The sequence below is a fragment of the Skermanella sp. genome (genome assembly GCF_059503625.1).
On the sequence record NZ_JCACHA010000603.1, the window covers coordinates 1 to 12,445 of the forward strand.

General features: G+C 66.5%; 10 protein-coding genes. 3 read left to right on the top strand and 7 right to left on the bottom strand.

The genetic code is table 11. The features are described 5' to 3' along the window. Positions 1-93: 93 nt before the first annotated feature. From AC5JJ6_RS16235 to uraH, 7 genes are read right to left on the bottom strand one after another with little or no spacing between them, the layout of a single operon-like run. A complete protein-coding gene (locus AC5JJ6_RS16235) occupies positions 94-1,023 on the bottom strand; it encodes an ABC transporter permease (RefSeq protein ID WP_496043053.1) in 930 nt (309 codons plus the stop codon). Then, positions 1,020-2,108 carry an ABC transporter permease gene (locus tag AC5JJ6_RS16240; RefSeq protein ID WP_496043054.1) on the bottom strand — a complete coding sequence of 363 codons (1,089 nt, stop codon included), beginning with the start codon at positions 2,106-2,108 and terminating at the stop codon, positions 1,020-1,022. Before AC5JJ6_RS16240 ends, AC5JJ6_RS16235 begins: the two co-directional genes overlap by 4 nt. Beyond that, the gene (locus AC5JJ6_RS16245; RefSeq protein ID WP_496043055.1) at positions 2,098-3,669 is read right to left on the bottom strand and encodes an ABC transporter ATP-binding protein; all 1,572 of its coding nucleotides are present in this window, start codon (positions 3,667-3,669) and stop codon (positions 2,098-2,100) included. The genes AC5JJ6_RS16240 and AC5JJ6_RS16245 overlap by 11 nt, the downstream gene beginning before the upstream one ends. A 20-nt stretch (positions 3,670-3,689) precedes the next feature. Beyond that, complete coding sequence (gene xdhC, locus AC5JJ6_RS16250; protein WP_496043056.1) at positions 3,690-4,556, bottom strand: xanthine dehydrogenase accessory protein XdhC; 867 nt, start codon at positions 4,554-4,556, stop codon at positions 3,690-3,692. After that, positions 4,553-6,907 (bottom strand): xanthine dehydrogenase molybdopterin binding subunit, encoded by a 2,355-nt coding sequence (gene xdhB, locus AC5JJ6_RS16255; RefSeq protein WP_496043057.1) that lies wholly within the window; start codon positions 6,905-6,907, stop codon positions 4,553-4,555. Before xdhB ends, xdhC begins: the two co-directional genes overlap by 4 nt. Further along, complete coding sequence (gene xdhA / locus AC5JJ6_RS16260; protein ID WP_496043058.1) at positions 6,900-8,372, bottom strand: xanthine dehydrogenase small subunit; 1,473 nt, start codon at positions 8,370-8,372, stop codon at positions 6,900-6,902. Before xdhA ends, xdhB begins: the two co-directional genes overlap by 8 nt. Before the next feature lie 21 nt (positions 8,373-8,393). Beyond that, positions 8,394-8,777, bottom strand: a complete 384-nt coding sequence (uraH, locus tag AC5JJ6_RS16265; protein WP_496043059.1) for a hydroxyisourate hydrolase — start codon at positions 8,775-8,777, stop codon at positions 8,394-8,396. 189 nt (positions 8,778-8,966) lie between these two features. Between uraH and AC5JJ6_RS16270 the strand changes: the two genes are divergently transcribed. From AC5JJ6_RS16270 to AC5JJ6_RS16280, 3 genes are all read left to right on the top strand, one after another. Continuing rightward, positions 8,967-10,733 carry an allantoate amidohydrolase gene (locus AC5JJ6_RS16270; RefSeq protein WP_496043060.1) on the top strand — a complete coding sequence of 589 codons (1,767 nt, stop codon included), beginning with the start codon at positions 8,967-8,969 and terminating at the stop codon, positions 10,731-10,733. A gap of 127 nt (positions 10,734-10,860) precedes the next feature. Next, positions 10,861-11,331: a MarR family transcriptional regulator gene (locus AC5JJ6_RS16275; RefSeq protein ID WP_496043061.1), complete on the top strand. Its 471-nt coding sequence runs from the start codon at positions 10,861-10,863 to the stop codon at positions 11,329-11,331. Positions 11,332-11,343: 12 nt separating this feature from the next. Next, positions 11,344-12,445, top strand: a 1,102-nt coding sequence (locus AC5JJ6_RS16280; RefSeq protein WP_496043062.1) for an FUSC family protein, incomplete at its 3' end; no start/stop codon positions are given.

The window sequence follows — 12,445 nt, forward strand, 5'->3', positions numbered from 1 at the left end:
CGACATAGACGCGCCTGCTTGTCGGCTGCCGCTTCGCTTTAGACCGACCTACGGTCTGTAGCCCTTACCAATCAGTATTTTTAAAATTCGCTATCAAACCGAAGGCCGGAACGACTGCCCGAGGCAAGCCGGGGCCTGGAAGCGGCCGCGCCAGGGGCCGGCGGAGATGATCGTCAGGACGACTATGGTCGCCAGATAGGGCAGCATCGTGAAGACCTGGGACGGCAGGCCGACGGTGCTGCCGCTGCCCTGGGCGTGGAGCTGGAGGATGGTCACGCCGCCGAAGATATAGGCGCCGAGAAGCACCCTGCCCGGCCGCCAGGAGCCGAAGACCACCAGGGCCAGTGCGATCCAGCCACGTCCCGACGTCATGTTCTCGGCCCACATGGGGGTGACGGAGAGCGACAGGAACGCGCCCCCTAAGCCGGCCATGGCGCCGCCGAACAGGGTCGCCAGATAGCGGACGCCGATCACGGGATGGCCGATGGAGTGGGCGGATTCGGCCGACTCGCCGACGGCGCGGAGGACCATGCCGGCGTGGGTATACTTCAGGAACCAGCCGACGGCGACAGTCAGGGCGATCGACAGGTAGACCATGGCGTCGTACTGTAACAGCAGCGGGCCGATGACCGGCAGGGTGCTGAGGACGGGGATGTCGAGCTTGGGCAGTCCGGCGATGGGCATGCCGACGAAGCCGGCCCCGATCAGGGCGCTGAGGCCTATACCGAAGATGGTCAGGGCCAAGCCGGTCGCAACCTGATTGGCCATCAGGGTCAGCACCAGCACGGCAAAGACCAGGGCCAGCGCCGCGCCTGCCAGGGCCGCCGAGCCGATGCCGAGGATAGCACTGCCGGTCGACATCGTGACGCCGAAGCCGACGACCGCGCCGATCAGCATCATGCCCTCGACACCGAGGTTCAGGACGCCGGAGCGTTCGGCCACCAGTTCGCCGACGGCGGCGAACAGCATCGGGGTGGCGGCGATGACGATCGAGACAGTGATCAGGACCAGAAAATCGGTCATGCCGTGGCGACCTCCCGGCGGGGTTTGGCGGACTGGATACGGACGCGGTAGCGGACGAGGAAGTCCGAGGCCAGCAGGTAGAACAGCAGCATTCCCTGGAACACGCCCGTCGCCGCCTGCGGCAACTGGGCGTAGACCTGGGCGTTCTCGCCGCCGATGTAGGAGATCGCCATGACGATCCCGGCCAGGACGATGCCGATCGGGTTGAGGCGGCCGAGGAAGGCCACGATGATGGCGGTAAAGCCGTAGCCGGGGGTGAGCTGGGGCGTCAGCTGGCCGATCGGGCCGGCGACTTCGATCATGCCGGCGACGCCGGCGAGCGCTCCGGCCAGGAGCAGCGAGAACCAGACCGTACCCTTCTGACTGAAGCCGGCGAAGCGGGCGGCCATGGGGGCTTGGCCGACGACTTTGATCTGGAAGCCGGTGACGGTGTAGGTCAGCAGCACCCAGGCGGCTGCCGCCGCGAACAGGGCCACCAGGGCTCCGACATGCAGGCGGGTGCCTTCAAGGATGACCGGCAGGATGGCGGCCTCGGTGAACAGGCGGCTCTGCGGGAAGTTGAAGCCATCCGGATCGCGCCAGGGGCCGTGGACCAGGATGCTGAGCACCAGCGTCGCGACATAGGTCAGCATCAGGCTGGTCAGGATCTCGCTGACTTCGAACTTCGTCTTGAGGAAGGCCGGGATGGCCGCCCACAGCATGCCGCCAAGAGCCCCGGCCACGAACATCAGCGGGAGAATCCAGAAGCCCTCGTCGCCCCAAAAGGCCAGCGCCACGCCGGCGCCGAAGATGGCGCCCATCGTCAATTGCCCTTCCGCACCGATGTTCCAGACATTGGCGCGGAAGCCGATGGCGAGGCCGGTGGCGATCAGGATCAGCGGTCCGCCCTTGACCGCCAGTTCGGCTAGGCCGAACTGCGTTTCCAGCGGCGAGACCAGGAAGATGTAGAGGGTCGATCCGGGGGTCAGGCCAAGGATCATGAACAGCAGGTAGCCGGACAGGATGGTCAGGACGATTGCCAGCAGGGGCGTGCCGTAGACCAGCCAGCGGGGGATTTCCCGCCTTGCTTCGAACTTAAGCGACATTCTGGGCGCTCCCATGGACAGCCGGGACTTCGGCGGACATGCCGTGCAGGCCGCCCATCAGCAATCCGATTTCCTCCATCGAGGCATCGGCGGTGTCGATCGCCCTGGACAGCGATCCCACGTTCAGAACAGCGAGGCGGTCGCACAGGGTCAGCAGCTCGTCCAGGTCCTGGGAAACCACGACGATGGCCGCGCCATTCTGGGCCAGGTTGAACAGGGCTTGGTGGATGGCGGCCGCCGCTCCGGCATCGACGCCCCAGGTCGGCTGGGCGATGACCAGCACTTCGGGGGTCTGGAGGATCTCGCGGCCGACGATGTATTTCTGGAGATTGCCGCCGGACAGGCTGCGGGCGGCACTGTCCGGACCGCGCGCCTTGACGCCGAATTCCTGGATGATCCGCTCGGCGAACTCGCGCGTCGCGTCGTGCTTGATCCAGCCGCCGACCGCCAGCTTCATCCGGTTGCGGGCGCTGATCAGGGCGTTGGACGCAAGGCTCATGTCGGGGACGGCGGCGTGGCCGTTGCGCTCTTCGGGAACGCAGCACAATCCCAGGGCGCGGCGAGGTTCGACGCCGAGATTGCCGACGGGCTTGTCGTCGAGCCGGATCGAGGAGGGCTGGGCCACGGTCAGCTCGCCGGACAAGGCCCGCATCAGCTCGTTCTGGCCGTTGCCTGCGACGCCCGCGATGCCGAAGATCTCGCCGGCGGCGACTTCGAAACCGATGTTCTTCAGGTTGATGCCGAAGGGCTGGTCGGTGGCGAGGCTGAGGTTATCGACGTTGAACCGGATTGCGGTGCGCGGGCGCGCACCCCGGCGGGCCAGCGTCTTCAGTTCCGCCCCGATCATCATCTGGGCCATGCCACGGGTGGATTCGGTCGCGGGATCGCATTCGCCGACGACCTTGCCGCCGCGCAGGATCGTGGCGTGGTGGCACAGGTCCTTGATCTCCTGAAGCTTGTGGCTGATGTAGAGGATCGAGCAGCCCTCGGATGAGAGCTGGCGGAGAGTGCCGAACAGCCGCTCGACCTCCTGCGGGGTCAGGACGGAGGTCGGCTCGTCCATGATCAGCAGCTTGGGATCCTGGAGCAGGCAGCGGACGATCTCGACGCGCTGGCGCTCGCCGACCGACAGAGTATGGATTTCACGCCGGGGATCGAGCGGCAGGCCGTAGGCTTTGGAGACTTCGACGATGCGGTCGTTGAGCTTCCGCATGTCGGATTTGCCTTCGAGGCCCAGGGCTATGTTTTCCAGCACCGACATGCCGTCGAACAGGGAGAAGTGCTGGAACACCATGCCGATGCCGAGCCGGCGGGCGGCGTGAGGGTTGGCGAGGTTGACGGCTTGGCCGTTCCACAGGACTTCGCCTTCGTCGGCGTGAAGGACGCCGTAGATGATCTTGACCAGGGTGCTCTTGCCGGCGCCGTTTTCGCCCAGCAATGCGTGGATTTCACCGGGTTGGACTGAGAAGCTGACGCCGTCGTTGGCGACTACCCCAGGGAAGCGCTTGGTTATTCTGCGAAGCTCAAGCCGGGGAGGCGCCCCGGCGGCATCGTTGGTCATGTTTCACTCTCCCAGTTCCCTCAGAGTTTTACTTCAAGCCTCGCATCGGCAGGTTCTTCGGCCTCTTTCGATGCTTTGGCAACGGTAATGAGCAGTTCCGCCGCGACCAGGGCCGCGATCACGGCGGGTCTTTTGTCGCGGTGTAAAGCCGAACCGATTGGGCAGGTCAACCGGCTGAGGACGTGCCGGTCGCCGCCATGGGCGATGAAGGTGCGTTCGAAGCGGCGGCGCTTGGTGGCCGAGCCGATCAGGCCGGCATAGGCGAAGTCGCCCCGGCGGAGGACGGCTTCGGCGATCTGGAAGTCCAGCGCGTGCAGGTGCGTGAGGATCAGGTAGCAGGAGCCGGGCGAAGCTTCGGCGATCAGGTCCAGGGGGGCGTTGGTGACGATGGGGTGGACGTTGCCGCCAGGAATTTGGGGCGGGAACTCCTCGGCCCGCTCATCGATCCACTGGATGTCGAACGGCAGGGGCGCCAGCGCCGTGGCGATGGCCTTGCCGACATGCCCGGCGCCGAACAGCAGGACGCGGGTCCGGCGGGCGGAGGCTGCTTGCTCCTCCGCTTCGATGCGGGCGAGGACGGTAGGGTCCGCCCGCTCCAGCCGGAGGGTGACATGACCGCCGCAGCATTGGCCGATGGCGGGACCGAGCGGCACATCGATGGTCGTGTGCGGCGGCTGCGCTGTGTCCGAAGCGAGAGCGCGGGCGCGGGATATCGCGTCCCATTCCAGCCGGCCGCCGCCGATGGTGCCGATGGCGGCGTCCGCCCCTACCAGCATGCGGGCGCCCGGCTCGCGCGGCGTCGAGCCGCGCGCGTCGGCCACCGTCACCAGGGCGGCTGGTTCGCCGCGCTGGAGCATGGCTCTGAGGGCGGGCGCCAGATCGGTCATGGCGGTGGAACCTGCTCCAGCAAGGCCTCGATCGCGGCCAGCACCTTTTCGGGCGTGGCGGGGGGATCGATGCGGGGGCAGCGCTGGTAACCGGCGACGCTGGCGACCGCGTCGGAGATCGCGTGCAGCACCGACATGCCGAGCATCAGGGGAGGCTCGCCGACCGCCTTGGAGCGATAGATCGTGTCCTTGCGGTTGGGCGAGTTCTCCAGCAGGTGGACGTTGAAGATCTTCGGGCGGTCGCTGCATGCCGGGATCTTGTAGGTGCTGGGCGCATGGGTGCGGAGATGGCCGCGCTGGTCCCACCATAGTTCCTCCATGGTCAGCCAGCCCATTCCCTGGACGAAGCCGCCTTCCACCTGCCCCCGGTCCAGCGCGGGGTTCAGCGACTTGCCGACATCGTGGAGGATATCGACGCGGTCCACGCGGTACTCGCCAGTGAGGGTATCGACGGTGACTTCCGCCGCTGCGGCGCCATAGGAGAAGTAATAGAACGGTTTACCGCTGCCGGCGGCCCGGTCCCAGTGGATTTCAGGCGTCTTGTAGAAGCCGGTGGAGGAGAGCTGGATTCGCGCCATATAGGCGGTGCGGACCAGATCGGCGAAGGGAATTTCCTGATTGCCGATGCGGACGCGGTTGGGCAGGAAGACGACCTGCTCGCGCGGGACTCCCCAGTTGTCCACCGCGAAGCCGATCAGGCGTTCCTTGATGGTGTGGGCGGCGACTTGGGCGGCCTTGCCGTTGAGGTCGGCGCCGGATGACGCGGCGGTGGCGGAGGTGTTGGGCACCTTGCCGGTCGTGGTCGCGGTGATCCGGACCTTGTCGATGTCGATCTGGAATTCCTCGGCGACGACTTGGGCGACCTTGACGTAGAGCCCCTGCCCCATCTCCGTCCCGCCATGGTTCAGGTGGACGCTGCCGTCGGTGTAGACGTGGACGAGAGCGCCGGCCTGATTGTACTGGGTCGCGGTGAAGGAGATGCCGAACTTGACCGGCGTCAGGGCGATGCCCTTGCGCAGGTAGCCGCCTTTTGCCCCGATGGCGGCGTTGTGCTCGCGGATCGCGGCGCGGCGGGACTGGTAGTCGCTACGGGCTTCGAGATCGGCCACCAGTTCGGGGGCGATGTTGTCCTCGACCGTCTGGTGGTATGGGGTCACGTCGCGGCCGGCTTCGCCGTAGAAGTTCAGCTTGCGGATTTCTAGCGGGTCTTTACCGACGGCGTAGGCGATCTCTTCGATGATGCGCTCGGCTGCGACCATGCCCTGCGGACCGCCGAAGCCCCGGAAGGCGGTGTTGGAGACGGTGTTGGTCTTCAGCGGCAGGGATTGCGCGTGCACCGCCTCGTAGAAGTAGGTGTTGTCGCAGTGGAACAGGGCGCGGTCGGTGACCGGGCCGGAAAGGTCGGCGGCGAAGCCGCAGCGGGCGGCAAACAGGAAGTCGACGCCCTTGATGCGGCCTTCGTCGTCGAAGCCGACGCTGTAATCGACCTCGAAGTCGTGGCGCTTGCCGGTGATGACCATGTCGTCGTCGCGGTCGGGGCGCAGCTTGGCGGCGCGTCCGGTCTTCTTCGCGACCAGGGCCGCCGTGGCGGCGAACAGGTTCGCCTGGGTTTCCTTGCCGCCGAAGGCGCCGCCCATGCGCCGGACTTCGATGGAGACGGCGTTGGCGGGAATGTTCAGCACGTGGGCTACGATGTGCTGGACCTCGCTGGGGTGCTGGGTCGAGGAATGGACGAGCACTTCGTCGTCCTCGCCGGGGATCGCCATGGCGATCTGGCCTTCGAGGTAGAAGTGGTCCTGGCCGCCGATGGAAATACGGCCTTCCAGACGGCGGGGTGCCGAGGCTATCGCTTCGGCGGCATCGCCGCGCTTCAGGGTCATCGGCGGGAAGACGACCGTGCCGGTCTCCCGCGCCCTGGCCGTGGTCAGGACGGGGTCGCGGTCCTCGTATTCGGCGACCGCGAGGCGGGCGGCGCGGCGGGCTTGGTCGCGAGATTCGGCGGCGACGGCGAACAGGGGCTGGCCGGCGTACTCGATCAGGTCGTCGGCGAACAGCGGTTCGTCGTGCCGGCCCATGCAGCTGACGTCGTTGGTGCCGGGAATGTCGGCCGATGTCAGGACACGGACGACGCCGGGAGCGGACTTGACCTTGGAGAGGTCGAGCGACAGCAGCTTGGCGTGCGGGCGGTCGCTCAATCCCAAATAGACGTGGAGCAGTCCGGCCGGTTCGCGGATGTCGTCGATATAGACGGCTTCGCCGGTGACGTGCTTATGGGCGCTGTCGTGCCGCCGGTCGACATGGACGCCGCCGGTGATGCGCTCCGCCGTCGCGATGGGGGTCGAATCAGGCATGGACCAGACTCCGGTCGCCGACCAGACGCGTGTCCGCGTCGGGGTCGGTCGTTTCGACATACATCTTCATCAGCAAATTCGCGGCCACGGTCATGCGGTAGCCGGAACTGGCGCGCCAGTCCGTCAAGGGCGTGAAATCGCTGCGGAGAGCGGCCATGGCGTCGCGGACGGTGGCTTCGGTCCAGGGGCGGCCGGTCAGGGCCTGCTCGGCAAGGGGTGCTCGTTTCGGGGTCGCGGCCATGCCGCCGAAGGCGATGCGGGCTTCCGCCACGGTGCCGCCATCCAGCCGGATCGAGAAGGCGGCGCAGACGGCGGAGATGTCCTGGTCGAAGCGTTTGGTGATCTTGTAGGCACGGAAACGGGCGTTGGGCGCGGGTTTGGGCAGGATGACCTTCTCGACGAACTCGTCGGCGCGGCGGTCCTGCTTGCCGTAGTCGATGAAGAATTCCTCGATCGGCATGCTGCGCCGGCCCGAGGCCGAGCGCAGGACCAGCGTGGCGCCTGCGGCGATCAGGGCCGGAGGTGAGTCGCCGATCGGTGAGCCGTTGGCGATGTTGCCGCCTATCGTGCCGACGTTGCGGACCTGGACGGCGCCGATGCGCCGGATCAGCTCGCCGAAGTCGGGGTAGAGGGCTGATATGGGGGCCTGGATGTCGGTGTATGTCGCCCCTGCCCCGATCTCCAGCGTATCGCCGGTGTCGGTGACGTCGCGGTAGCCCTGGATGCGGCCGGTGTAGATGACGGTGTCGAGGACGCGCTGGAACTTGGTCACCCAGAGGCCGACATCGGTGGCGCCGGAAACGATGCGGGCGTCCGGGTTTTCGGCCAGAAGCGTGGCGAAGGCTTCCAGCGTGGCGGGTGCGTAGAAGACGCGGTTGCCTTCGCCGACGCGCAGCGTTTCATCGTCCTTCAGGGCCTTCAGCCCTTCCGCGATGGCGGTGCGGGCATGGGCGAAACGGTCGCTTGCCGGGTCGGCCAGCTCGTACATGCGCTGGCTGGCCGCCGCTATCGGGGTGTAGCCGGTACAGCGGCAGAGATTGCCGGCAAGCGCGTCGTCGATGCCGGCCGGCGTCGGGTTGGGATCGTTGTGGTAGAGGGCGAACATCGACATCACGAAGCCCGGCGTACAGAATCCGCACTGGGAACCGTGGCAATCGACCATCGCCTGCTGCACCGGGTGCAACTCGCCGTCCGCTGTCTTGAGGTGCTCGACGGTGAGGACCTGACAGCCGTCCAGGGTCGCAACGAAGCGGATGCAGGCGTTGACTGCCTCGTACCGTATGGCGTCGCCGTCCAGCCGCCCGACGACGACGGTGCAGGCGCCGCAATCGCCCTCGGCGCAGCCTTCCTTCGTGCCGGTCTTGCGTTCGGACAGGCGCAGCCAGTCGAGCACCGTCATCGTCGGATTGACGTTCCGGATTTCCTTCAACTCGTCGCCCAGCAGGAATCTCACGCAATCGCGCATGGGTGCGGTTCTCCTCAGCGTTCAGCTACCGCGGTATGTGGAATAGGCGAAGGGGCTTACCAGCAGCGGTACATGGTAGTGCTGCCCTGCATTCGACAGGCCAAAGCGGAGCGGGATGCGGTCGAGGAACGGCGGGTCTTTCAGGGAGACGCCGGCTTCGCGGAAATAGGCGGCCACGTCGAACACCAGTTCGTAGACGCCGGTGACCATCGTGGCGCCCGACAGCAGCGGCGCGTCGCAGCGGCCATCGGAGTTGGTCCTGGTGGTCAGGACGAGTTCGCGGTCGTCGCCGGTGATTCGGAACAAGGTGACGGAAAGGCCTGCCGCCGGTTTGCCGTGCATGGTATCGAGGACGTGGGTGGTGAGCCGCCCCGTACTATCCGTGCTATTGGCCGTCGTCCCCATCTGTCTCTCCTTGCCTGTCATAGTTTCCGCTTGTTATCTCTTTGCGGAGTTTTCTTAGTAAATGTTTCACTAATCTGCCCAGGCCGTCGATACGGCACGGCCGGAAAGACTTTCAAAACTTTCGCAAAGGTCCAAACTCCGTCCGGGACGGTAGCTTTACCCACAGATGCTATTGGTGGAAGGGTGCAAATGTCTCCGGATAATTCGAAAAATCTGGCCCGCGATCTTAACGCCGATGGCTTCATTGCCCGTTTTGGCGGCGTCTTCGAACATTCGCCCTGGATTGCGGAGGCTGCGCTTGCCGCCGATCCCGGTCTGCTGAATGCCGATGTCGGCAGACTTCATGCCGCCATGTGCGCCGTGCTCAGGGTTGCGGGGCCGGAGCGGCAACTGGTCGTCCTGCGCGCCCATCCGGATCTGGCCGGAAAGCTGGCGCTGGCGGGCGAGCTGACCGCCGACAGTTCGGCGGAGCAGGCGGGAGCTGGCCTTGACCGCTGCACGGCGGAGGAGTTCGCCCGCTTCCAGGAACTGAACGATACCTACCAAGCGAAGTTCGGCTTCCCCTTCATCATCGCAGTGCGCGGGCTGGACCGGCACGACATCCTGCGCGCCTTCGAGAATCGGGTCGGCAATACGCCGCAGCAGGAGTTCCAGACGGCCCTGGGGCAGGTCGAGCGGATAGCGCTCCTTCGGCTTTATCAGATAACAGGGCAGCCTCGGCACGATCTGGGCCAGGCGCTGATGGACCGATTGGAGGAGTTCGCCACCTTCACGGCCGAACCCGGCATGCTGACGCGGCTGTTCCTGACGAAGGAGCACAAGGCGGCGGCGGAGCGGTTGATCGCCTGGATGGCGGAGGCCGGCATGACCGGCAGGATCGACGCCGCCGGGAACGTGGTCGGGCGCTACGAGGGGGAGCGGCCAGGGCTGCCTGCCCTGCTGATCGGCTCCCATATCGACACCGTCCGCAATGCCGGAAAGTACGATGGCAACTTCGGCGTGCTGGCCGGCGTCGCGGCGGTGGCCGAGTTGAACCGGCGGGCCGAGCGGCTGCCGTTCGCCATCGAGGTTGTCGGGTTCGGCGACGAGGAGGGCGTGCGCTTTCCGGTGACGCTGACCGGCAGCCGCGCCATCGCCGGCACCCTCGACAACGCGGCGCTGGGCGTGGCGGATGCCGACGGGGTCGGGTACGTGGAGGCCTTGCGGGCATTCGGCGGCGATCCCGACACCATCGCATCCGCCGCGCGTCGGCCTGACGAGGTGCTGGCCTATGTCGAGCTCCATATCGAGCAAGGGCCGGTGCTGGAAGCGGAGGATCTGGGCGTCGGCGTCGTCACCGGCATCAACGGGGCGTCGCGCTTCATCGTGCGGGTCGGCGGCACCGCGAACCATGCGGGCACGGTGCCGATGAAGCTCCGGCGCGACGCGCTGGCGGGTGCTGCGGAAATGGTGCTGGCGGTCGAGCGCCGGGGGCTGGAGGGGACCGATCTGGTCGCCACCGTCGGCAGGATCGAAGCGCTGCCGGGCGCGGTCAACGTAATCCCCGGCGGCGCCGTGTTCACGATTGACCTTCGGTCGCCCGACGATACCGTGAGACGTGCAGCTTCGGCGGCTGTACTGGGCGATATCGAGGCCATTGCCGGGCGGCGCGGGCTGACGGTCAGCGTCGAGCAGTCCCACGACGCGCCGGCGACGCTGTGCGCACCCGGCTTGATCGCGCAGTTGTCGGAGGCGGTCGGCCGCTGCGGCGTGCAGCCCCGGAAGCTGCCGAGCGGCGCCGGGCACGACGCCATGGCGGTGGCGGCGCTGTGCCCCGTGGGCATGCTGTTCACCCGCTGCCGCGAAGGCATCAGCCACAATCCGGCGGAGTCGATCACGGTGGAGGATGCCGACTTGTCGATGCGGGTGCTGCTGGACTTCATCCGGCACTTCGACCCGGCGGCACTCGGCCGTTAGTTTCATTCGCAATTTGCAGGGCAGTGTTACGGCAAGCGCGTTCATGAAACGTTAACTGTACCTTGAACGCGCAGGAATGGCGGCGACATATTAGCATCCTAATAATAAGCTTACTTGGTACATTGTCATGGACGCGAATTCCGCCGCCCTCAGGGCGGCTTTCGGTTTCCGGCTGGCGCGGATCGCACGCCGCTGGCGCCGCGAGATCGACGAGGGCTTGAAGCCCTACGGCCTTACCGAGGCCACCTGGATGCCCCTGCTCCACCTGTCGCATATGGGAAAACAGGCGCGTCAGAAGGATCTGGCGCGGTCGCTCGACATCGAGGGATCGTCGCTGGTCCGGCTGCTAGACGCCCTTGAGGCTTCCGGTCTGGTCGAGCGCTTCGACCACGAGACCGACCGCCGTTCGAAGGTGGTGCGGCTGACGGAACGGGGATTGGACGTGCTGGACGGCGTCAACGGCGTGGCGAGCGCCATCCGGCGGCGCCTGCTGCTCGGCGTGCTCGACGACGAGGTGGTGTCGGCGCTACGCACCTTCGACCGCATCGAGCAGAGCTTCCAGATCGACGAACCCGCCGAAGAGCGGATCGAAGCCTGACGGCCGGTATCGATGTTCTTGTTCGATATCCGCAACCTGACCTTTGCGGTCAAGGCGTTCGGCGCGTCGATGATCGCGCTGTACATCGCCTTCGCGCTCGACCTGCCGCACCCGTCATGGTCGATGCTGACCGTGTTCATCGTGGCGCAGCCGCTGGTGGGCATGGTGCAGTCGAAGGCGGCATACCGCGTCGTGGGAACCATCGCCGGCTCCGTCTTCGCGGTGTTCGCGACGACCGCTTTCGCCGGATCGCCGGAACTCCTGACGCTGGCCCTGGCGGTCTGGGCCGGGGTCTGCGTCTACGCGACCGTGCTGGACCGGACGCCGCGCAGCTATTCCTTCATGCTCGCGGGATACACGGCGGGGATCATCGCTTTTCCGATCGTGGATACCCCCGGCATCATCTTCGATACCGCGGTGGCGCGGTGCCAGGAGATCATCCTGGGCATCCTGGTCATGGTGGTGGTCAGTCAGGTGGTGTTCCCACAGCGGGTCGGCGGCATGCTGATGGGGCGGCTGACGGCGTGGCTGGAGGATGCGCGGCGCTGGACGAGGGACGTGGTGACGGAAAAGGCTGCGGGGTCGGAGTGGGAAGCCGACCGGCATCGGCTGATCGTCAGTGCCGCCGCACTGGACGGTCTGCGGGTCCATGCCAGCTATGACACGCCCGAGCTGCGGGCGGCGGAAGCGGGCGTGCGCCGGCTTCAGCGGCGGCTGCAAATGCTACTGTCCAACGCGGTTTCGGTACAGGACAGACTGGCAAGCCTCAGGCGCGATCGCCCGGACCTTGCCGACGACATAAGCCCGCTGCTGGCGGAGATTGCCGATTGGCTCGACAATCCGGATGGCGGCAAATCCGCTTTGCTGGAGCGGATAACGACGGTCGAGCCTTCGGACGCCGCAATCCGGGGCGATCACGATGCCCTGCTGCTCCGCTCGCTCTGCGCCCGCTTGCGCGACCTCATCCTGTACTGGGACGAGATCGTCGGGCTTCACGCCGCGATCGGGCGGGGAGAGCGGATCAGCGTACGGGAGGAGCCGCCGTCGCTCCACCGTGACCACTTCATGGCCGCATTGTCGGGTGCATCCGCCACGGTCGCGATCCTGCTCTGCA